This window comes from Jiella marina (assembly GCF_024359545.1).
Classification (GTDB): Bacteria; Pseudomonadota; Alphaproteobacteria; order Rhizobiales; family Rhizobiaceae; genus Jiella.
In genome coordinates this window covers 56386-78660 of sequence record NZ_JAKQZG010000007.1, presented here as the reverse complement: position 1 = coordinate 78660, position 22275 = coordinate 56386, and the positions used below count along the sequence as shown (strand labels likewise).

Genomic DNA, 22275 nt, shown 5'->3' with positions numbered 1-22275 from the left:
CATGGGCATCCATATTGCCCAAATCATGGGGGCTGTTGCGACTGTTTCCGCGATTGCCCGCTTCTTGGCGCGGGAGTTGCTTCTTCCCTGTAGGCGGCGCGTCAACTTAGAGCTTGGAGCCCATGAGTTCGCTGACCTTCGACATTCGCATTCTCCGCTCGCTCCTTTCGATCGCGGAGACCGGCAGCGTCACCGAAACGGCCCGCCGGCTGGGACGCACGCAGCCGGCGATTACCTTGCAGCTCAAGCGCCTGGAGGATCTCAGCGGTCGAAGCCTGTTCCGGCAGGAAGGACGGCGCATGGTGCTGACCACCGACGGCCAGATGATCCTCACCTATGCCAAGTCGATCCTGCGCTCCCATGACGAACTGATCACCAAGCTCGCCTCGGACGAGATCGAGGGCCAGGTAGTGCTCGGCACGCCGGACCTCTACGCGCCCTACGTGCTGCCGGACGTCCTGTCGCATTTCCGCAAGGAGTTTCCGAAGGTCCAGGTGCAGCTCCAATGCTCCCTGTCGACGCCGCTCGTTCGCCTCGTCCATCGCGGCGAGATCGATGTCGCGCTGGTCACGCGCATGAACGACTTCACCGGCGGACAGGTGGTGCAGCGCCAGCAACTCATCTGGGTGACGGGCGAGCGCTCGAGCGCCCATGAGGAGGTCCCCGTTCCTCTGGCTCTGCTCCCACCGGGCAACATCTTTCGCGACCATGCCATCGCCGCGCTCGAGCAGGCCGACCGTCCCTGGCGGATCGCCTGCATCAGCGAAAGCATCTCGGGGCTACAGGCCGCGGTCTTTTCGGGGATGGCGGTCGCGGTGCTCGGCCGCAAGGCGCTCGTCCCCGGTATGCGGGAACTCGAACCGTCGCCGCAATTTCCGCTTCTGCCCAAGGTCGAAATGCTGCTCTACAAATCGCCGGTGGCGCTGTCCCCCGCCGCCCATGCCCTGCACCAGTACCTGAAATACTATCTCGACCCCACCTCGTCCGGTCCCGCTGCCTTGACTGCAGCGCTGCCGCCAAAGGCGAAGACCCGCGGCGAACTCGTCTCCTGACTCCCGGCCAGCCATCGATCGACGTTGGTTTCCGGCTTCCCTTGTCACTCCACGCTCGTCCACCGCACGAGCCCGCGGGTGCGGCCGTTTACCGAGATGAGCTTCTCGGCGTCACTCACGAGAAACGGCTCATCCAGGCAATGGCCGATCTGACGTCCTGATCGCCATACCGGCGCCAGATAGCCGATCCCGCAGGACCAGACGCCCCTTGCGCCTGCATTGTCGACCAACCGCATCGTCTTGAGTTCGCCCGTCTCGGAAAGAACAAGTCCCGCCTCATCTCCCAGCGACACGGGCATGCCGGCGCAAAGCTCGACTGTGCCGACCACCAGGGGGGACGGCGTCATCGCCTTGACGATCAGTTCGGCAAGCAGGCTCCCCAGGTTCTCGCTCGGTTCGATCCCGTTGTGCAGGATCGCCACTCGGGACCTTCCGTCGACGCTCTCTCGGAACGCTCCGCCACGATCGCCGAAGCGCGCAATGAAAGATGTGTCGGCGGCAAAGATCTCGCCATCAGCCGACAGGGCAATCAGTCCGGCATCGGCGTTGGGGTTGCTCCGCACCACGGCTTGTACGGCATCCTGCGGCGTTTCTCCGCGCGTCATCGCCGCCAATACGGATTCGGCAAGCGATCGGCCGTCCAGGCCGCGATTGTTCGGAAAGCGGTGTCCGGTCACAAGGCCCACTCCTGCCAAAGCCGGCGTGAACTGCGACAGCGGTTCGGGCCGGTTGGGGCCGCTGGACATCAGGACGACCGACCGCGCCGACAGGAGAAGTTCCGAGACACGTCCTTGGTCGAGGAGTGCACGCCCGCCCCCGTTCTGGATTTCGGCGCGATGGATGCTCCCGTCATAGCCGAGACCTGCGACGCTGACGAAACCGCCGATCGCTCCGGTGGCGAACGCTTCGATTGAGCCGAGGGAGGTCAGGATGGCGCGACCCGCCCCCGGCCCATGCGCTGCAATCCCTATTGTCACGCCAGGACCCAATGCTGGTCGCCAACGGCGCGCCATTCCCCGGGGTGGCCTGCGGCCGCCCCCTCGGTCTCCGGCATGCCGTGTCGCCGCTCGCGGCGCCGTGCCGGGTCCGGCACTGGGGCGGCTGCGATCAGCGCACGCGTATAGGGGTGAATCGGGCGCTCCAGAACGTCGGCGGCGGCGCCGAGTTCGACGATGCGCCCCTTGCGCATGACCGCGACGCGATGGGCGATCCGGCGCACCACTGCAAGATCATGGGTGATGAAGAGATAGGCGAGCGAGTCGGCCTCCTGCAATTCGATCATCAGGTCGAGGATCTTTGCCTGAACCGAGACGTCCAGGGCCGAGGTCGGTTCGTCGGCGACGATGATCTGCGGATTGACTGCGAGCGCCCGGGCGATCGCCACCCTCTGACGCTGGCCGCCGGAGAGTTCATGCGGCATGCGGGCGGCCATCGCGGCCGACAGTCCCGCCCGTTCGAGCAGGGCCCCCACGCGCTCGCGAACCACGCTTCGCGGAACACTCCCCTCGAGGATCATGGGCTCGGCGATCGTCCGGCCGATCGAAAAGCGCGGATCGAGCGAGGCATAGGGATCCTGGAAGATCATCTGGATCGCTCGGCGCATCCGGCGAAGCCCCCGACCCGACAGACGCGTGATGTCCTTGCCGGAAACCATCACCCAGCCGTGGTCCGGCGTTTCGAGACGCATCGCCAGGCGCCCGAGGGTGGATTTCCCCGAACCGCTCTCGCCGACGAGCGCCAGGGTCTCGCCCGCCTGAACCGAGAGGGTCACGCCATCCACGGCCTTCAGCGGTGCCTGCCGTGAAAACAAGCCGCCGCCGCCGAAGCTGCGACTGACATCGGCGAGGCGGAGGACTTCCGAACCAAAGGACGCCGCGGTCGTCGTGCGAGTCGGGTCGTCCAGCGTCGGTACGGCGGCGAGGAGCTTGCGGGTATATTCGGCTTGCGGCGCGGCGAAGATCGACCTGCATTCGCCGTGCTCGACCACCTGGCCGTTGCGCATCACCACGACCCGGTCGGCCATCTCGGCGACGACGCCCATGTCGTGGGTGATCAGGAGAAGGCTGGTGTCGAGATCACGCACCATCTCGCGCAGAAGGTCGAGGATCTGCGCCTGAATGGTCACGTCGAGCGCAGTCGTCGGTTCGTCGGCGATCAGCAGCGCCGGTTTCAGCGCCATCATCATGGCGATCATCACCCGCTGTCGCATGCCGCCCGAGAATTCATGGGGATACTGGCGCAGCCGCCTCTCGGCATGGTCGATGCCGGTCCGCTCGAGCATGGCGACCGCCCGCTTCCGGCTCTCCGCCTTCGACAGACCTTCATGGACGATCAAGGCCTCGACGAGCTGTTCGCCGACGGTCAGCACCGGATTGAGCGACGTCATCGGCTCTTGGAAGATCATCCCGATGCGCGCGCCGCGGACCGAACGCAGGCCCGCTTCGTCAAAGGCGAGCAGATCCTCGCCCTCGAACAGGACGCGCCCCGCGCGCACGCGGCCGCGTTCGGGCAACAGGCCGACGATGGACAGCGCGGTCATGCTCTTTCCCGACCCGCTTTCGCCGACGAGGGCGACGATCTCGCCCTTGCCGATTGAGATATCGACGCCGTCCACCACCGGCGGCTTCGTCTCGTCGGCGCCGAAACCGATCGTCAGATCCGAAATATCGACGAGCGCCATCAGCTTCGCTCCCGCGATTTGGGATCGAGGGCCTCGCGCAGGGCATCGCCCAGAATGTTGAAGGCGAGCACCGTCAGCGCGATGGCGAGCCCCGGATAGAGCATCAGCCAGGGGGCGCGGTTGAAGAAGTCGCGGCCGGCCGAGAGCATGGCGCCCCATTCGGGCGTCGGCGGCTGGGCGCCGAGGCCGAGAAAGCTCAGGGCCGCGGCCGCAAGGATCGCATTGGAGAGCCCAAGCGTCGCGATGACGATCATCGTCGGCACGACATTGGGCAAGAGATGCAGGAAGAGCAGGCGCCCATGCCCCGCACCGGCGGCAATCGAGGCCTCGAAATAGGGCTTGCCCTCCTCGCCGAGCGCGCTGGCATAGCAGGTGCGGGCGTAGAACGGCACGCCAGCAATCCCCACCGCGATCATCGCGTTTTCAAGGCTCGGCCCAAGAACCGCGACGAAGGCGAGCGCGATCAGCGTCTCGGTGAAGGAGAAGACGACGTCGGTCGAGCGCATCAGGAGCTTTTCGATGAAGCCGCCGGCATAGGCCGCCACGAGCCCGATCAAGGTCCCGATGCTGAGCGAGATACCGACGGCGATGAGACCGATCTGCATCGTCAGCCGCGAGCCGTAGACGATGCGCGAGAACATGTCCCGGCCGAATTCGTCCGTGCCGAGCAGATGGTCGGCGGAGGGTCCGGTGAGCGGTTTTCCGGCGGCCATCTTGATCGGCGAATAGGGCGCGATCTGATCGGCAAAGATCGCCATCACCACGAGGACGGCCACGATAAGGAGCCCGATCGCCCCGGAAGGCTGGCGCACGAGCCGCAGGAAGAAGGGGGCTCGGCCCTGGCGCGTATCGCCATCTGCCGCGACCTGCGTTTCGGTTGCGTCCGTCATCGCTCAACTCCTCCTGATGCGCGGATCGAGAAGGGCGTAGACGGCATCGAGCGCGAGCATGACGACCACGACGGTTGTGGCGAAGACCAGAATGAAGCCCTGAATCACCGGGTAGTCGCGCTGGAAAATCGCTTCCAGGGCGAGCCGGCCGATGCCGTTCCAGGCAAAGATGTTCTCCACCACGATCGCGCCGCCCATCATGAAGGTGAACTGCAGCCCCATGACCGTGACCACCGGCACGAGTCCCGCCCGCAGGACGTGGCGGCGCAGGACCTTGCCCTTGGACAGACCCTTGGCATGGGCGGTGCGGATGAAGTCCTGGCTCATCACGTCGATCATCGCCGAGCGCGTCATCCGCGCGACGATCGCCGCATTCGACAAGCCGAGGGTCAGGGCCGGCAGAACGATGTTGAGGGGTCCACTGCCGGCCACGGGCAGGAGGCCGAGATCGACGGCCAGCCAGAAGAGGAGAAGCAGGCCGAGCCAGAAATGCGGAATCGAGATCCCCGCGATCGCCGTCACCATCAGAAGGCCGTCGAGGACCGTGCCCCGCTTGTAGGCGGCGAGGAAGCCGAGTGGCACGCCGATCAGCGTCGCGATCAGCATTGCGAGGGCGGCGAGTGCCAGCGTGTTGGGCAGACGCTGCATCAGAAGCTGGGCGACGGGCTGCTGACCGCGGATCGTGACGCCGAGATCACCCTCGAGAAGCCGCCCGATGTATTGGACGTACTGGACCGGGATCGGCTGGTCGAGGCCGAGCTTCGAGCGCATCGCTTCGAGCTGCTCGGGCGTCGTGCCCTGGCTCTGGGCATACATGATCTCGACCGGGTCGCCGGGCACGAGATGGATCAGAAGCGTGACGGCGATGGTGGTGACGAAGATCGTCAGAAGCCCCATCGCCGCCCTTTGACCGAGAAACCGCAGCATCGCCCGTGCCTCTTCCTGAACCTTGGACCGGGGCGGATAGCCGCCCCGGCCTGTCGCTGACGGATAGGCGGGATCAGCCCTCGTCGGCGATCTTCACGTCGCTGAAGATCGGGTAGACGAAGGGGGCGACCTTGAAGCCCTCGACCTCGGGCCGGACGGCGAAGACCCATTCCCAGCCGGGGGTGTAGAGCGGCACGTGGATCGCCTTTTCCAGGAGATAGGCCATCACCTCCTCAACGGCCTTCCGGCGCTCGTCCGGGTCGGTCAGGACGCGGGTCTCTTCCAGCATCGCGTCGAGTTCCGGCGAGGTGTAGCCGCGATAGGCGCCGGGCGAATGCCAAAGGGCATAGAGGATGTCCGGGTCGTACCAGGACCAGGTCATCATATCCATCGAGCCCTTGCCCTCGGGATTCTCGTTCTCCTGGCGCACGCGGGCGTTCATCGTGCCGATGTCCATCATCTGGATGTCGGCCGTAATGCCCACCTGCATCAGCTGCGCCTGGAAGACTTCGGCGAGCTTGTCGCGCTTGCCGCCGGTCCAGACCAGGAGGTTGACCTCCAGCGGGTTGTCCGGGCCGTAGCCCAGCTCGCCGAGCAGTTCGGTGGCCTTTTCGGGATCGTATCGCGGCCGGTGCTCGGCACAGAATTCCTGGTCGTTGCCGAAGACGCCGCGCGAGATCGGGCACTGTTCCGGCATGGACAGATCGCCGTAGATCAAGCTGATCGCCGCTTCCGGGTCGGTGGCGTGAGCGACGGCCTTGCGGGCCCTTTCATCGTCGAAGGGCGGCCGGTGCACGGCGAATTCGAAGAAGACGTTCTGGCCGGTGTTTTCGGCCGTGACGATGTCGAGATCGCCGGACTCCTTCAGCATCGCCACGTCGTCCAGCGGCGGCTCGGCCACGTCGATGGCGCCGGTCTTGAGGCCGGCGAGGCGCGCCTGCGGCTCGGGCACGGTGGTGATCAACAGGCGATCTTCGTAGGGCGCCCCGGGATTGTCGGCGAGCTTGCCGTAGTTCTCGTAGTCCGGGTTCTTTTCCAGAACGATCTGGTCGCCCTTGGTCCAGCTGTCGAACTTCCAGGGGCCTGAGCCGATGGCGACGCTCGTGCCGAATCCGTCCTTGCCCTCGTTGGAATCGCAGATGATCGAGGAGAAGCTGTCGGCGAGGAAGGGGATCAGCGCGACGAAGGGCTTTTCGAGGGTGAACTTCACGGTCGTCGGATCGACCACCTCGACTGCGCTGATCGGGCCCCAGCTCGCCTTGGTGACGCTCGGATTCTCCTCGTCGAAGGCCTGATCGACGGTGTATTTCACATCGTTGGCGTCGAGGGGCGTCCCGTCGTGGCAGACGGCTCCTTCATGGAGCATGAAGGTGTACTCCGTGCCCTCTTCGTTGGACTCCCAGGACTTGGCAAGATTGGGAACCGGCTTGCCGTCTTTGTCCGTCGCGAGCAGCGTATCGTAGATCAGGCTCCAGACCTGGAGTGAAAGGGTGCTGGTCGCCCGGTGAGGGTCGAGGGAATCGATATCGCCGTAGCGGGCCCAGACGATATCGCCCGCCGAAGCCGTAGCGGGGATGGCGGTGCTCGCAGCAAGAGCGAGCAATGCTGAAGTAAGGCGCGTTCGCATGGACATGGGTCGTCGTCTCCTCTCGAAGGCAGGAAGGCGGAAGAACGGGCATGGCAGACGCACGACCGAAAACGGCACGCCTGCTTCGGCAGCGCTGACAAGATCGGACAGAAGTTCGGGAGAACCGCGTCACCGGAAGATACTCACCGGAGCCGCCAAGGCTCTGGGCGCTCTGTCTGACGGGGATAGTATCGATCGGCCGATGGGGGTCAAGAAAGTTTCAGAAACGACGTATTTATTTTCGTTTCTGATACTTTATTCAGAATCATTCCCGCCAAAGGAGTCATTTTTCAAAGCGCCGACCAAGACGACCCGCAGATCAGCAACCCGATCAAAGATCTTCGGTCAGCACCTCACCCCAGTCCTCATGGATGCGATCAATGAAATGGAGACGCTCGATCGCGTCTTGACCGATCCGCAGAGCGAGCGATGAGCACAAAAAGGTCAGAAGGGAGACTGGCGCCACAACGCTGTCGAAGACGCTTGCCCCCTGCGTACGGCACCGCAGGGTGATGTTGGCGGTGTCGTTGGCGGCCGGTGTCGCCTGATCGGTGATGAGGACGACCCCCGCCCCTGCCGCCCGCGCCGACCGCATGATCGAGCGCAGCCCACGCGACTTGCGGCCGACTCCCAGCGCGACAACGACGTCGGTCTCGCGGATGGAGGCAAACTCCTCCGGCACGGAGAAGCCACCGATCGGGATCATGCGAATATCCGCCTTGACGCGGATGAGCAGCGAACGGGCGAAATGGGCGAGCGGATAATTGTCGCCGAAGCCGACGACCCAGAGCTTCTCGGCCCGTGCAAGCAAACTCGTCGCAGCATTGAGATGATCCGAGCGCATCTGCTCGACCGAACGCACCAGGTTCTGCATCTCGACGGCAAGGTGCTGACTGATGTTCGTCGCGACGAAACGCCGGTCGCTCAGGGACAGGTGGCTGCGCTCAGGCGACTCGATCGCCTCGCGCGCCTCCTTCTGCGCCGTCTTCGAACTCGGATAGCCGAGCCGCCGGAAGAAGCGGGCGGTCGTCGCCTTGGAGACATTGGCCTTGGTCGACAATTCCGACGCGGTGAGAAGGACCAGCATATCGGGGTCCTGAAGAAGAAGCTCCGCCAGGCGGCGCTCGCTCCGGGTCAGGTCATCGATCACATCGAGAATGCGCTGCGATAGAGTTTTCATGCTCTACCGAATAAGTTTCAGAACTGAAACTGACAAGGGGCCTTTGCCAGAATTCCCCTTCGGGCATTTCTCTGCCGAACGGGTCGCCGCCAGGCCAATGGCCGGCGGCGATCCCATCGGCTTCGCTCAGGAGGCCCGGGCAGCCCTCGGCTTCTCGCGTCTCGGCTTGTCGCGGAAGGCAGATCCGGCCCCTTGGGCCCGTTTCCCTTTCGTCTTGAACCCCTTGCGCGCCCCGCCAGGGGCGCTGCCCCCGCCGCCAGGACCGTCGGCATAGGAGATCGTGATATCGTCGCCGTCGCTGTGCTCGGCACTGGCTGCGAAACGCTTGGCGACGCTCTCGGAAATCTCGAACTTGGTTTCCCGGTCGAAGATCTTGATCGCGCCGATCTCCTGGCGCGTGATCTTGCCGCGTCGGCACAGAAGCGGCAGCAGCCATTTCGGATCGGCATTGTTGCGCCGGCCGACATCCATGCGGAACCAGACCGACGGCCCGCCCCGCTGGTGTTTGGCAGGGCCCCGCTCGTCGCGATCGCGGCCGGGCCTTCCAGCCTTAGGATCAGGGCCGAAATTCGGATCGAAGACGTCTTCCGGGGACGGGAGGCGGGCCCGCCACTGGCGCACGAGCGTCGCCGCGAGGACTTCCGGCGAATGGGCGGCGAGCAGCCGGGAGGCAGTCGCCACGTCCTCCTCGCTCGGCTCCTGCGCAAAGGCGGGATCGGCGAGAAGACGCGCGTCGTCGGCCGCACGGATCTCCTCGGCCGAGGGCGCCGCGCCCCAGTTCGCATTGATCCGGGCCTCGGCAAGAAGCCGCTCGGCCTTGCGCCGACGGGAGATCGGGACGAGCAACACGGAGACGCCCTTGCGCCCGGCCCGGCCGGTGCGGCCGGAGCGGTGCTGCAGCGTCTCGGCATCGCTCGGCAGATCGGCATGAACGACGAGGCCGAGGCTCGGCAGGTCGAGACCGCGCGCCGCGACGTCGGTCGCGACACACACCCGCGCGCGGCCGTCGCGCAGGGCCTGGATTGCCTGGTTGCGCTCGGACTGGCCGAGTTCGCCCGACAGCGTGACCGCAGCAAAGCCCCGTTCGATGAGGCCGGAGGACAACTGCCGCACCGTCTCGCGGGTGTTGCAGAAGACGATGGCACTCGGGGCTTCCGCCTGGCGCAGAATGTTGGTGACGGCGTGCTCGACCTCGTTCGGCGCGATCCGCACCGCACGGTATTCGATGTCGGCATGGCCGGTCTCGCCGCGCGCGACCTCGATGCGAAGCGCGTTCTGCTGATAGCGCTTGGTCATCTGGATGATGGGTTTCGGCAAGGTCGCCGAGAACAGGAGCGTGCGGCGGGAAGCAGGCGTCGCCTGGAGCAGGAATTCCAGATCCTCGCGAAAGCCGAGATTGAGCATCTCGTCGGCTTCATCCAGGACAAGCGCCGTGAGGTTGCCGATCTGCAGCGCCCCGCGCGTCAGGTGATCGCGCAGGCGTCCCGGCGTACCGACGACGATGTGGACCCCTTGGGCCAGCCGGCGGCGCTCGGCGCGCGGGTCCATGCCGCCGACAAGGGTCGCGAGCTTCGCGCCGGTCTTAGCGTAGAGCCAGGTGAGTTCGTTGGTCACCTGCATGGCGAGTTCGCGCGTCGGGGCAACGATGAGCGCCATCGGATCGCCCGCCTCGGGCAGCGTGTCGGCGTCGCCGAGAAGCGTCGGTGCGAGGGCAAGGCCATAGGCGACGGTCTTGCCGGAGCCGGTCTGGGCGGAGACGAGGAGGTCACGACCGGCCGCTTCGGGCTTCAGGACGGCGGACTGCACGTCGGTCAGCTCGGCATAGCCGCGATCGGAAAGGGCTGCGGCGAGCGGCGCGCTCGTCGTGGAAAGGGGCATGGGGGTGTCCTAGACGGGCGGGAGAGCCCAGGCGAATGCGCAAGGGCTGGTCCCGATAAACGGGCGACATGGCGCCTGAACGATTGCGCGTCCATATCAAGCTTTCGGCCAGAATCCAATCGTGCTGTCGCAAGCTTGCTATCCGCGCGGTGCATGGCACCGCGTCGCGCACCCCGGCGCGGGAGACACGCCCTTCGCCGTCAATCCAGTTGCTCGAAAGCCGTGGATAGTCTGGACAATTGGACATATCGGCGGACCGAAGCGGTTCGCGAGGAAACCGGCTTGGAGTAGAGATGCGAGAATGACGGCGGCACAGACGCGACAATTCGATCTCTTCGCTGGGGCGGCGCCGGCGGCAGGCGCAGAGCGATCGGCCCGGACCAAATCCCCGGCCGCGCGCAAGGCCGTGCCGTCGCCGATACGGACGCCCGTCCCCGCCGATCCCGAAGCCATGGCGCGCCATCTCGAAGCGAGCGGAGCGTATCGCGTCTTGCGCCGGCTGGAGCCGCGTCCGGTCATCGAGGGCTGGACGCCGGACATGCGACGCGAGGACGAGAAGATCGGCATCATCCTCGACACCGAGACCACCGGTCTCGACGCCGAGAGCGAGGAGATCATCGAACTCGGCATGGTGATGTTCACCTATGGCACGGACGGCATCCGGGACGTCGTGAAGGTCTTCAGCCAATTGCGCGAGCCGAAAGCGTCGATCCGCCCCGAGATCACCCGGATTACCGGCATCACCGACGAGATGGTGGCCGGCCGGTCGATCGACCCGGCCGAAGTCGCGGAATTCATCGCACCTGCCGACCTCGTCATCGCCCATAACGCCAAGTTCGACCGGCCATTCTGCGAGCGCTTCGCGCCGGGCTTCGATGTGAAGGCCTGGGCCTGTTCGGTCGCGGAAGTCGACTGGGCCGGGCTCGGCTTCGAAGGCTCGAAGCTGACCTATCTCGTCGGCCAGTGCGGGCTCTTCCACAACGGCCACCGGGCGGTGGACGACTGCCATGCGCTCCTGGAAGTCCTCGCCCTCGAACGCGAAGCCGGCGGCAGCGCCTTTCCCCGGCTCGTCGCCTCGGCCGAGCGCCGACGCTGCCGCATATTCGCGATCGGCAGCCCGTTCGAACTCAAGGACACGCTCAAGGCTCGGGGCTATCGCTGGAACGACGGCAATGACGGCCGCCCGAAGAGCTGGTGGACCGAGGTCGACGAAGACGCATACCAGGCCGAGTGCCGCTTCCTCGCCGAAGAAATCTACCGCCGAGACTGCGATCCGCTGGTCCAATGGCTGACCGCCGTCGAGCGGTACCGGAGCTAGGCTCGATCCCTGCAGTAGGCGCGAGGGCCTTGCCGACGCCAGATCGAAGGTCGATAGCTTGCGACGTTGCCAAGCAGGGGGAGAAGTCGACATGGCGATCCAGATTGCGGTCATCGGGGCGGGCGTCATGGGCGCCGATCACGCGCGCATCATCGCGGAGGATGTGCCGGGGGCAAGTCTCGCCCTCGTCTGCGACGCTTCGCCAGAGCGGGCGAAGGCGGTGGCTGATGCGTATGGCGGAGCAGAGACCTCGACCGATCCCTTCGCCGTCATCACCCGCGATGACATCGACGCGGTGATCGTCGCGAGCCCCGACGAGACCCACGCCCCGCTGTGCCTCGCCGCGATCGAAGCCAGCAAACCGGTCCTTTGCGAAAAGCCGCTGTCCCAGAGTTCGCAGCAATGTCTCGACGTGATCGAAGCGGAAGTGGCGAGCGGCCGCCAATGGGTGCAGGTGGGCTTCATGCGCCGCTACGATCCCTCATATGCGGCGATGAAGGCGACGCTCGACAGCGGCGAGCTGGGCCAGCCGTTGATGATGCACAATTTTCACCGCAACGTCGAAAGCCCCGGGCCCTGTTTCACCGGCGCCATGGCGATCACCAATTCCGCGCCCCACGAATTCGACGCCGCCCGCTTCGTTCTGGAGGCCGATTACGCTGCGATCACCGCCTTCCAGCCGGCTCGCCCGGGCGATCTGGTCGCGCCGGTTTTCATGGTGCTGGAAACGGTCACGGGCCAGATCGTCAATGTCGAGATCAACAACAACGCCGCCTATGGCTACGACGTGCGCGGCGAACTCGTCGGCGAGAAGGGCTCGGTGTCGCTGAGCGGCCCGATCCATGCGCGCACCAATCTCGCCCTCAAGGCGAGCGAAGACTATGCCCGCGACTGGCGGCCCCGCTTTGCCGAAGCCTATCGGCTCCAGAACAAGGCCTTCGTCCATTTCGCCCGCACCGGCGAGTTTCCGGCGATCTCCGCCAACGCCTGGGATGGCTATTGCGCGACGGCGGTGGCGGAGGCGGGCGTTACGGCGCTGAAGAGCGGAGGCCGCACGGTGATCAGCCTTGCGGACAAGCCGGCGCTCTACGCGCGACAGGAGACGTGACGAGCGTTCCCGGGTTACGGGACGAAGAAGTAATTCGTCAGGTGGAAGAACAGCGGCGCGGCGAAGGTGACGGAGTCCATGCGATCCAGTGCACCGCCATGGCCCTCGATCATCGTGCCCCAATCCTTGGCTCCGAGCGAGCGTTTGATCGCGGATAGGACGAGCCCGCCGCAGAAGCCCGCGGCGACGATGACGAGCGCCATCGCCGCAGCCTGAAGCGGCGAGAAGGGCGTGATCCAGTAGAGGCCGGCGCCGATCAGCGCCGCGGAAGCGCCGCCGCCGATCAATCCCTCCCAGGTCTTGGCCGGCGAGACCTTCGGCGCCACCTTGCGCCGGCCGAAGAGCTTTCCGAAGACATACTGCATCACGTCCGAAAGCTGGACGACGGTGATCAGAAAGAACAGCCAGAGCGCGTTCTCGCCTTCATGGCCGGGGATTTCCAGGATCAACAATGCCGGGGCGTGGCTGATGCAATAGACGGTCAGCATCAGGCCCCACTGGATCTTGGCCGTGCGCTGCAGGAAGTGGTCGGTCTCGCCGGCGAGCACCGCGAGAACCGGCAGCAGGAGAAAAGCGTAGACCGGGATTGCGATGGTGAAGACGCTCAGCCAGTCGATCCAGATCAGCCAGTATTGCAGCGGGATGAAGATGTAGAACGCCGTCGCCACGGCCCGGTGATCAGCCGGCCGCGTCGGCGTCAGGGTGATGAACTCCCTGAGGCAGTAAAAGGAGGTCAGGGCGAACAGGACCAGCGTGATCGCCTCGCCCGCCAGGAAGGCGACGGCAAAGATCGCGACCATGACCCACCAGGCCTTCACCCGGTCGTTCAGGTTGCGGACCGTCGCTTCGCTTCCCGTTCCGGCAAGGCGCCGCGAGAGAAAGAAACCGGCCACGGAGCCCGCGAGAAGGATCGCGACGACACCGCTGAACAGCAGAAGAAAACGGGGATCGATTCCGGTCATTGGGGCGGCCCGGCGAGGTCGATCACGGCGTCACGGGCGCGCTCCAGAAAGGCGGCTCGCTCTTCGTCGGCGCCTATTCGGATCGGCGCGCCGAAGCGGGCCGTGCAGCTGATCGGGGCGGGAAGGTAAGCGCCTTTGGGAAAGGCGCGGGAGAGATTGTCGAGGAAGACGGGCACAAGTTCCACATCGGGAAAGCTGGTGGCGAGATTGTAGAGGCCGGACTTGAACGGCCCCGGCAACGCCTCATGGCCGCGCGTCCCCTCGGGAAACAGGATCAGGGAGCGGCCCTCGGCCAAGGCCTCGCGGACCGGCGCCAGCGGATCGGCCTCGCCGCGCAGTCTGTCGATCAGCACGCAGTTCAGAACATCGAGGGCGACGAACCGACGAAGCGGCGTCCCGCCCCAGTAGTCGGCAGCTGCGACGGGGCTCGTGCGCCGGCGAAGCCCTTCCGGCAGCGCCGCCCATAGAACGATCGTGTCGAGATGGCTGCCGTGATTGGCGAAATAGATGCGCTGGGCCAGGGACGGCTGTGAGCCCAGCCAGCGACCGTGGCCGCCAACGATGAACCGCGTCAGCGCCAGCAGCAGCAATTTGAACGCCTGGCTCAATCGAGACCGCCCTCGCGCCCGAATACACCCTCGTCATCCGCGCCGCGGCGAGACAGCAGCACGCCCTGGCGACCGATCCGACGCAGGAGCGTCAGCGCAGCCCCCACGACGACCACCCCAAGTGCGATCGTCGGGGCCCAGAGGCTGCCGAAAACCCAGGCCTCCAATGGGGCGAGGATTGCACCCGCCGTCAGCACCGCCATGCGGTGGGGCTTGGCCATCGGTCCTCGAAAATCCTGCCCCAGATCGAAGGTCGCGCCGAGCAGCCGGACATAGGCGGTGAACGCGGCCATCAGCGCCGCGAGCCAGCCGAGCCACGCGACATCGACTGCATAGCCGGCCGCCACCAGAAGCAGACTGTCCTCCAGCCGATCGGGCGCCTCGTTCCAGATCGCCCCGGTCGGACCACCCCTCCCGCCCTCGACGGCCACGAGGCCATCCATCAGATTGGCGACGAGCCGCAATTGAACGAAGACGGCCGCGACCCACCACAGGATCGGCGACTGTGAAGCCCAGATCATGGCCGCAGCGCCGCAGGCCGCGAACAGGATCCCGACTGCGGATATCTGGTTTGCCGATAGCCGCGTCTTCAACAAGAGCCGAAGCAGCCAGGAGGCCCAGCCCGTGCTGCGCGATTTCAGCGGCCGGCGCATCATGGTCTCAGCATGTTCCCCAGCCACCTTGGCATCCATTCTTTTCCGATCTCCAACCTGCCCGCCCTGCCCGGTCCTAACGCGTCGCGCTCGTCATTGCACCGAGCACCCGTGAAATTTTCGTAGACGATTCGCGCCAGGGAACAAGCATCAGAGAATCGTGAATTCTGCGACCACAGGATGAAATCCGCTCAACAAGATTGATTCTCCTTGCGAACACAAGCTGTTGTTCTGGAAATACATCGATGCTGGCGAACCGGGATGCGTCGATACCTCCAGTGGCAGCGCCTATCTTTTGCCGACCGGCGACAGCGTATGAAAGGCCTCGGCTTCCTGAAACTCCCGGGAATCGGGGAATGTCACGATCAGATTGTAGAGCGAGCCGTCGCCGTATTCGCGAAAAAAGCGCAACCGCGTTCCCGATTGATTGATGTCGAAGGCATCCAACTCGAGCAAATTGCGGCTCACCTCGCTCGGCATCTCCCAACGGAGCTTCTGGAAGAGGTTCTGCATGAGTTCGGCGAGACGCACCCCGCCCTGTCGGGCCGCCCTCTCGTTTGCCGCCACGAGCTTGAACCGGACGAGGTTCAGCGCTTCCTCCTCGACGCCTCGCGCCATGGCGAAGATTCGCGTTTCCTTTGGAAGATCTGGCGTGGCAGGCGGCTCGCCGGTACCATCGTCCTCGCTGACGGCATCCACCTGCTCCGGCTGGATCGGCTCGCCATCCACGGTCGCCATCGCCTGGCATTCCCAGCGGCCGGCAAAGAGCGGGCTTTCACGCCAGGCCATTCCTTCCGCGCCCGGGTCGATCGCATCGCACAATTCGGCTGGATCGGTCAGAGGCAGACGGACGAATCCCCCCGTCCCCCGGCTTGCGGCAGGCAACAGCAATTGCGCCGAAGGGATCGGCACCCTCGCCCCGACGGGCAGGTCGGGATAGTCGCCGTGCTCGTGACCATCACGCCCCCCCGCGCTTGCATCTGTCGCCGCCGTTCCATTCTCGGAGGCCCCACCGACCTCGATCCCGGTTCGTTCGGCACGCACGATCCGCCAGGAAGTCGTCTCGCTCGTATCCGTATTGAGGAAGATCGCGATCAATCCGCCGGCGACGAGCACGGCGACCACGCTCAAGCGTGCAACGGCCCCCACGACCTCGGCATCAAGGCCCCAGCGACCTTCGTTCTGTCGATCCTTCGCACCTGGCGAAGGCTGGAGTGACGAGGTCCTGGTTACGGGCGCCCGATCGTCACCCGAGCCAGAGTGCGACCGTCGCGAGCGCCATGCGCGCGGCAGCTTTTGCAACGTTTCGACGCTGGCCTTCCAGAGCGCAGCAAATTTACCCGCCAGCCGCGCAGACCGTGCCAGAAGTGCGAGAGCGGTCGACCGCGCCGAACCCGCGACGGCGCGCAGCACCGAGAACATTCCGGATCGCGCGCGCGTCAGGAACCGCCCAACGGGCTTGTAACGCCTCCAGAAGTCTCGAATCGTTGCTCTCAAGGCGATGGCTCGATAGCGCTCAGATGTCGGCACTCAGAAGTCTCGTGCCGATCCTCGGCAGACCATGACCGGCGGAACAGCTCCCGCGATCCTAAGTCCTCAGGTAAATGCCAAGATTATGGTCCGGCATGTGTCAAAATTGGGTATCGGCAGCTGACTTTGCTGCAGGAAGCTAGGACGCGGTTTAACCATGGTTGTATCCTTGGCGCTATACCAGCCCGACATCGCTGGCAACACCGGCACCATCCTCAGGCTTGCCGCCTGTTTCGGCCTGACCGTCGATCTGATCGAACCGGCCGGCTTCGACGCCTCCGATCGGGCCCTGAAGCGGGCCGGGATGGACTATCTGGCCATGGCCGCGCTGCGCCGCCATGCGGATTTCGCGAGCTTCGTCAAAGAGCGGCCACCGCAAAGCCGGCTCGTACTTCTGACGACCAGGGCCGAGACGATCTACACGGACTTTGCCTTTCAGCCAGGAGACTGCCTGCTCTTCGGGCGCGAGAGCGCCGGCGTGCCGGCGGAAATCCACAGCCTCGCGGATGCCCGACTGAAGGTGCCGATGGTGTCCGGCGGCCGCTCGCTGAACCTCGCGGTGACGGCCGGCATCGTCGCGGCCGAGGCGTTGCGGCAATCGGGCTGGCAGAGCGCCCGAGGCGCCGCGCCGTCCGGTTCGCCTTGAGCCGACATCCGGTCTTTCTTGCGGGGCCCCGCGCTCCATCTGTGAAAGCCTCCTTCCCCGGTCCTGGAGGCTCCGTCCGTGCTCACCGTCCACCATCTCAACAATTCGCGCTCGCAGCGCGTACTCTGGCTGCTCGAAGAGCTGGGCGTGTCCTATGAGGTGAAACGCTACGAGCGGGGCAAAGACATGCAGGCCCCGCCGGAACTGAAGAAGGTGCATCCGCTCGGCAAGTCGCCGGTGATCACCGTCGACGGGCTGACAATCGCCGAAACCGGCGCGATCGTCGAATACATCCTAGCGAAATACGGCAAGGGCCGACTGATGCCTCCCGAAGACAGCGAGGATTACTGGACGGTGCGGCATTTCCTGCACTATGCGGAAGGCTCGGCCATGCCACCCCTGTTCCTGATGCTAGTCCTGCAGATGATCCCGGATCGCGCGCCGTTCTTCGCCAGGCCGATCCTCAAGACCTCGATGGAGAAGGTCGACGAGATGCTGGTGCGGCCGCAGCTCACGCTTCATCTCGACCATTGGGAACGGGCGATCGGCTCCAGCGGCTGGTTCGCCGGCCCCGAAATGACGGCAGCCGACATCATGATGAGCTTTCCGGTCGAGGCAGCCGGGCAGCGCTTCGGCTACGAGAACCACCCCAGCCTGCGCGATTTTCTCCAGCGTATCCATGCCCGGACGGCCTATCGCCAGGCGCTGAAGCGCGGGGGGCCCTACGCCTATGCTTGAGATGGCAGAATGAAAGACACCTGTGCCAACGGGAGCCGAAGCACCTTCGGACAAATTCACGAGCGTGCCACCATTGGATAGGCGGGGACTCGGCAAGTCCCCGCATTTGCCTGATCGAGACCCGAACCGCCCGCTCCAAGGTGCGGTTGGCTCGTGTCAAGACGCTTGGCGGACCGGTCGGTCGATCTCAGAACCGGTAGGTGACGCCGGTACCGATGATCCAGGGGTTGAGCTTGGCCTTGCCGGACAGGGTGGCGCCGCCGACCTTGACCTCGAAGTCTGGCTCGAGGAAGATCTTCTTCACGTCGACGTTCCAGCCCCAGTTCTCGTCGATCATGTAGTCGAAACCGACCTGCAGGGCCGCTCCGAAGGTGTTGTCGATGTCGAGATCGTCGACCCCGTCGGCATCCTGATTGTAGAAGATGGCATAGGTTCCGCCGGCGCCGACATAGGGCTTGAACTTGCCGAAATTGGTGAAGTGATACTGCAGGGTCAGCGTCGGCGGCAGCAGCCAGGTCTTGCCGACCCGCTCCATGGCCGTCAGCGAGCCATCACCGGTCACATTGGCATAGGTGGTGCCGAGAATGAGTTCGGCGGCGATGTTGTCGGTGAAGTAGTAGCTGATATCGAGTTCGGGAATGACCGTGTCGGAGTAGGACAGATCGGAATCGACCACCCCGTTCACATAGCCCTTGTCCTCGGTGATGACGCCAAGGCCGCGAACGCGGATCTGCCAGGGGCTCTGGTATTCCACCGGCGCCGAAACGCCCGTGATGTCGAGATCGGCGGCATTGGCGACCGTCGGCACGGCGAAAGCCGGGAGGGCGACGCCCGCCAGAAGCGCGGCGACGCTGAGAATTTTCTGCGATGTCATGGCTGATCTCTGATGTCTGTATGTGAATCGACATCGCCAAAATTAGTCAGCCAGGCATAGCGTCCGTTTGATCCAGATCAAAGTTTTGCCGCATTTCGCCGATGTTGCCTTTCCGCAACATCCGTTGACAGCGGCTCGCAGTCGGACCCACGATGATCTTCCTCAAGGTCATCTCGCGCCCGGGATCTGCCGATGAAACGCCTCCTGTTCAGTCTTGCCTTATGCGCTCTTTCGACGGCTGCACATGCGATGGAGTTTCAGGTCTCGAGTGAGACGGTGCTCGCCACGGGGCCGATCACCAAAGGCGACGCCGACAAATTCGCGGCGACGGTCGCGCCGCTGATCGACGGACCGCTCTGGACGGTTTCCTTCGACTCGCCCGGCGGCGATCTCATGGAGGGAATGCGCCTCGGCGAAGCCATCCATGCAGCCTATGCCGGCACACTGGTTGAAAGCGGCCGGAACTGCCTCAGCGCCTGTGCCATCGCCTTTCTCGGCGGAAAGTCCTTCGGCAGCTACGCCCATCAGGTGCGGCGCGAGATCGAGCCGGGCGCGAGGCTCGGCTATCACGGGTTCTTTTCGTCACGAGACGATCAGGTCGAACTCGTCAACGAGGTTCTCGACCTGACGCGCCTGGTCAACGCCCTCCTCCTCGATTACGCCACCCGCATGCGCGAAGTCGACGGCGGCCTGTTGTCGGAACTCCTGACCACCGCCCCGGCCGAGATGGAGATGATCGACACGCCGACGGAGATTTCGGGGCTCGGCATATCGCTCATGGGCGAGCCGCTGCCCCTGCCGGTCGACTGGCCGCGGATCGCCTGCCGCAACGCCGTCCAGGCGATGATCGGCGCCTTCGCCGATGCCGGTCCGCTGGTCGGGGCGTATTCGGAACCACCCCCGGGCCTGACCATCACCGCACGGCAGATGATCGACGACAAATATCCGGCGGACAGCGACACCGCGGCGTTGCGCGGTCTTCTCGCCGGGCTTGACCCAGGCGATGCGATCGACCTCATGGTCGGCCAGCCGCTCTATGCGGACCCCGACAACCCGCCCATCCGCGTGGCGCTTTCCCATGGCGGCGGTTTTCTGGGCGATGCCTGCTATGCCATGACCGACCCGAGCGGGGTGACCACGATCGTCGTCAACGGGATCGACCGGAAGGCGACGCTTCGCCAGGACGATCCGCTCTTCGCGCACGAGCCGGAACAGCCGCTTTGGTGATCGGTCGTCGACCTCGGCGGGCGCGATGAGCCTTCAGCGGCCCTGTGTCATCAGGATCTTGACCGCGAAGGCGGAAAACACGCTGGCGAACAGCCAGTCGATCGCGCGCGTGACCTTCGGTCGCCGCTTCAGGGCGGCGGCCAGCTTGTCGGCGGCGACGATCATCGCCACGCAGAAGGGCGTCGCAAAGACGATGAAATAGATCCCGAGAAAGAACAGCTTGCCGCCGGCATGCGGATCGCCCGCTTGCACGAATTGCGGCAGGAAAGTCACGAAGAACAGGATGATTTTCGGGTTGGACAGATTGATCCCGACCCCCGTCAACCAGCTTGCCTTGAGCGAGGGTGCCGCCTTCTCCTGGCCCTTCTCATCCACCCGGAAGGTCGAACCGGATCGGACCGCCTGGACGGCGAGAAAGATCAGATAGCCGGCCCCGACGATCTTGAGCACCAAGAACGCTTCCGGCGAAGCCGCGATCAGGGCCGACAGGCCGACGGCGGCAAGCGTCGTATGGATCAGCGAGCCCGTCGCCGCGCCGAGATAGGCAGCGATCCCCGATGCCCGACCGCCGGCCAGCGTCCGGCCGAGAAACAGCGTCATGTCCGGCCCCGGCGTGATCGTCAGCACGAAGCAGGCGACCGAGAAGGCGAGGATGGTCGAGAGGTCGGGGATGAAGGGCATGATCCGTCCCGCTGGTTCAGAAGCTGCATGCGATACGCCTTCTGCAGGCGGGACGCCAGAGCGCTCCCGGAATTCGTCCGAATCGCTGCGACCAGTTCCCTTCGCCACGGCTTTTGTGTAGACGCCCGTCAGCACCAATTCCGAGCGGAAACAACGAGCCATGGCCAACACACGCGACGTCAAGAAGGTCGTCCTCGCCTATTCGGGCGGCCTCGACACCTCGATCATCCTCAAATGGCTGCAGACCGAACTCGGCGCCGAGGTCGTCACCTTCACCGCCGATCTCGGCCAGGGCGAGGAGCTGACACCGGCCCGGGAAAAGGCCGAGCGCGCCGGCATCCGCGAGATCTATATCGAGGACGTGCGCGAGGAGTTCTGCCGCGACTTCGTCTTCCCGATGTTCCGCGCGAACGCCGTCTATGAGGGCACCTATCTGCTCGGCACCTCCATCGCCCGGCCGCTGATTTCCAAGCGCCTCGTGGAGATCGCCCACGAGACCGGCGCCGACGCGATCGCCCATGGTGCGACCGGCAAGGGCAATGACCAGGTGCGCTTCGAGCTCTGCGCCTATGCGCTCGATCCCGATATCAAGGTCATCGCGCCCTGGCGGGACTGGGAGTTCAAGTCGCGCACCGATCTCCTCGACTTTGCCGAGAAGAACCAGATCCTCGTCACCAAGGACAAGCGCGGCGAAGCGCCCTTTTCGGTCGACGCCAACCTCCTGCACTCCTCCTCCGAGGGCAAGGTGCTGGAGGATCCGGCCGAGACGCCGCCGCCCTACGTCTTCATGCGCACTGTCAGCCCGGAAGAGGCGCCCGACACGCCGACCGTGGTCACCATCGGCTTCAAAAAGGGCGATCCGGTCTCGATCGACGGCAAGGCGATGAAGCCGCACGAGCTTCTCGCCGCCCTCAACGACCTCGGCCGCGACAACGGCATCGGCCGGCTCGACCTCGTCGAGAACCGCTTCGTCGGCATGAAGTCGCGCGGCGTCTACGAGACGCCGGGCGGCACGATCCTGCTCGCCGCGCACCGGGCGATCGAATCGATCACCCTCGACCGCGGCGCGATGCACCTGAAAGACCAGCTCATGCCGCAATATGCCGAGCTGATCTACAATGGCTTCTGGTTTTCGCCCGAGCGCGAAATGCTGCAGGCGGCGATCGACAGGAGCCAGGAGCATGTGGAAGGCACGGTGCGGCTGAAGCTCTACAAGGGCAACGTCATCGTCGAGGGCCGCGAGAGCCCGAAATCGCTTTATTCCGACGCGCTGGTCACCTTCGAGGACGACCACGGCGCTTATGATCAGAAGGACGCTGCCGGCTTCATCCGCCTGAATGCCCTGCGGCTGAGGACGCTGGCGAAGCGCAATCGGACCTGAGGCGGCCGTTCGCCGGAACGGCATGACGGCGCGGGGCGAGTTGATCGCCTCCCGCTCAGTCCTCTCGACTTCCTGTGGGAAGCAATCTGGAGCCCCCATGGTTCGACAGGCTCACCATGAGGGTGCCGGGTTTGCGGGCTCGCCATGAGGGCACAGGCCCGCCATTAGGACGCAATGGAACGCCGCGCCGATAGCGTGATGCTGCTGGGGCAGGAACAGGGCGATCATGCCCCGTGAAGCGGATCGCCCCTCCGCAGTAGCCCTCATGCTGAGCCTGTCGAAGCACGAGGGCGCTCGGTGCCGCGCATGATCGGC

20 protein-coding genes are annotated in these 22275 nt (G+C 65.0%); 7 read left to right on the top strand and 13 right to left on the bottom strand.

Going from position 1 to position 22275, the window contains the following annotated elements; all coding sequences use genetic code 11:
- Positions 1–122 precede the first annotated feature (122 nt).
- A complete protein-coding gene (locus MF134_RS13535) occupies positions 123–1052 on the top strand; it encodes a LysR substrate-binding domain-containing protein (protein WP_255340003.1) in 930 nt (309 codons plus the stop codon).
- Positions 1053–1096: 44 nt separating this feature from the next.
- On the opposite strand, the gene MF134_RS13530 is transcribed toward MF134_RS13535, so the two are convergent.
- From MF134_RS13530 to MF134_RS13500, 7 genes are all read right to left on the bottom strand, one after another.
- Complete coding sequence (locus MF134_RS13530) at positions 1097–2029, bottom strand: DUF6963 family protein (RefSeq protein ID WP_255340002.1); 933 nt, start codon at positions 2027–2029, stop codon at positions 1097–1099.
- A complete protein-coding gene (locus tag MF134_RS13525; protein ID WP_255340001.1) occupies positions 2026–3732 on the bottom strand; it encodes an ABC transporter ATP-binding protein in 1707 nt (568 codons plus the stop codon). Before MF134_RS13525 ends, MF134_RS13530 begins: the two co-directional genes overlap by 4 nt.
- Positions 3732–4622 (bottom strand): ABC transporter permease, encoded by an 891-nt coding sequence (locus tag MF134_RS13520; RefSeq protein WP_255340000.1) that lies wholly within the window; start codon positions 4620–4622, stop codon positions 3732–3734. The genes MF134_RS13525 and MF134_RS13520 overlap by 1 nt, the downstream gene beginning before the upstream one ends.
- Before the next feature lie 3 nt (positions 4623–4625).
- The gene (locus tag MF134_RS13515) at positions 4626–5549 is read right to left on the bottom strand and encodes an ABC transporter permease (protein ID WP_255339999.1); all 924 of its coding nucleotides are present in this window, start codon (positions 5547–5549) and stop codon (positions 4626–4628) included.
- Positions 5550–5622: 73 nt separating this feature from the next.
- A complete protein-coding gene (locus MF134_RS13510; protein ID WP_255339998.1) occupies positions 5623–7182 on the bottom strand; it encodes an ABC transporter substrate-binding protein in 1560 nt (519 codons plus the stop codon).
- Positions 7183–7507: 325 nt separating this feature from the next.
- Complete coding sequence (locus MF134_RS13505) at positions 7508–8356, bottom strand: MurR/RpiR family transcriptional regulator (RefSeq protein WP_255339997.1); 849 nt, start codon at positions 8354–8356, stop codon at positions 7508–7510.
- Between the two features lie 126 nt (positions 8357–8482).
- Positions 8483–10234, bottom strand: a complete 1752-nt coding sequence (locus MF134_RS13500; protein ID WP_255339996.1) for a DEAD/DEAH box helicase — start codon at positions 10232–10234, stop codon at positions 8483–8485.
- 301 nt (positions 10235–10535) lie between these two features.
- Between MF134_RS13500 and MF134_RS13495 the strand changes: the two genes are divergently transcribed.
- Entirely contained in the window at positions 10536–11552 is a 1017-nt protein-coding gene (locus tag MF134_RS13495; protein WP_255339995.1) for a 3'-5' exonuclease, read from the top strand.
- Positions 11553–11643: 91 nt separating this feature from the next.
- Entirely contained in the window at positions 11644–12660 is a 1017-nt protein-coding gene (locus MF134_RS13490) for a Gfo/Idh/MocA family oxidoreductase (RefSeq protein ID WP_255339994.1), read from the top strand.
- Positions 12661–12674: 14 nt separating this feature from the next.
- Here the strand turns inward: MF134_RS13490 and MF134_RS13485 are convergent, their stop codons facing one another.
- From MF134_RS13485 to MF134_RS13470, 4 genes are all read right to left on the bottom strand, one after another.
- Positions 12675–13622: a phosphatidate cytidylyltransferase gene (locus MF134_RS13485; protein ID WP_255339993.1), complete on the bottom strand. Its 948-nt coding sequence runs from the start codon at positions 13620–13622 to the stop codon at positions 12675–12677.
- Positions 13619–14230 (bottom strand): lysophospholipid acyltransferase family protein, encoded by a 612-nt coding sequence (locus MF134_RS13480; protein ID WP_255339992.1) that lies wholly within the window; start codon positions 14228–14230, stop codon positions 13619–13621. The genes MF134_RS13485 and MF134_RS13480 overlap by 4 nt, the downstream gene beginning before the upstream one ends.
- On the bottom strand, positions 14227–14922 hold the full coding sequence (locus MF134_RS13475) for a CDP-alcohol phosphatidyltransferase family protein (protein ID WP_255339991.1): 696 nt from the start codon (positions 14920–14922) through the stop codon (positions 14227–14229). Before MF134_RS13475 ends, MF134_RS13480 begins: the two co-directional genes overlap by 4 nt.
- Positions 14923–15171: 249 nt before the next feature.
- Entirely contained in the window at positions 15172–16008 is an 837-nt protein-coding gene (locus MF134_RS13470) for a DUF6030 family protein (protein WP_255340146.1), read from the bottom strand.
- 562 nt (positions 16009–16570) lie between these two features.
- Here MF134_RS13470 and MF134_RS13465 point away from each other — a divergent pair.
- Positions 16571–17059, top strand: a complete 489-nt coding sequence (locus MF134_RS13465; RefSeq protein ID WP_255339990.1) for a tRNA (cytidine(34)-2'-O)-methyltransferase — start codon at positions 16571–16573, stop codon at positions 17057–17059.
- 78 nt (positions 17060–17137) lie between these two features.
- Positions 17138–17797, top strand: a complete 660-nt coding sequence (locus MF134_RS13460) for a glutathione S-transferase family protein (protein WP_255339989.1) — start codon at positions 17138–17140, stop codon at positions 17795–17797.
- Positions 17798–17984: 187 nt separating this feature from the next.
- Here MF134_RS13460 and MF134_RS13455 read toward each other — a convergent pair whose 3' ends face one another.
- Positions 17985–18671 (bottom strand): OmpW/AlkL family protein, encoded by a 687-nt coding sequence (locus MF134_RS13455; RefSeq protein ID WP_255339988.1) that lies wholly within the window; start codon positions 18669–18671, stop codon positions 17985–17987.
- A gap of 192 nt (positions 18672–18863) precedes the next feature.
- Between MF134_RS13455 and MF134_RS13450 the strand changes: the two genes are divergently transcribed.
- A complete protein-coding gene (locus MF134_RS13450) occupies positions 18864–19898 on the top strand; it encodes a COG3904 family protein (RefSeq protein ID WP_255339987.1) in 1035 nt (344 codons plus the stop codon).
- Between the two features lie 33 nt (positions 19899–19931).
- Here MF134_RS13450 and MF134_RS13445 read toward each other — a convergent pair whose 3' ends face one another.
- Positions 19932–20579 carry a LysE family translocator gene (locus MF134_RS13445; RefSeq protein WP_255339986.1) on the bottom strand — a complete coding sequence of 216 codons (648 nt, stop codon included), beginning with the start codon at positions 20577–20579 and terminating at the stop codon, positions 19932–19934.
- Positions 20580–20739: 160 nt separating this feature from the next.
- Here MF134_RS13445 and MF134_RS13440 point away from each other — a divergent pair, with 160 nt between their 5' ends.
- Positions 20740–21960: an argininosuccinate synthase gene (locus MF134_RS13440; RefSeq protein WP_255339985.1), complete on the top strand. Its 1221-nt coding sequence runs from the start codon at positions 20740–20742 to the stop codon at positions 21958–21960.
- The last annotated feature ends 315 nt before the right edge of the window (positions 21961–22275 follow it).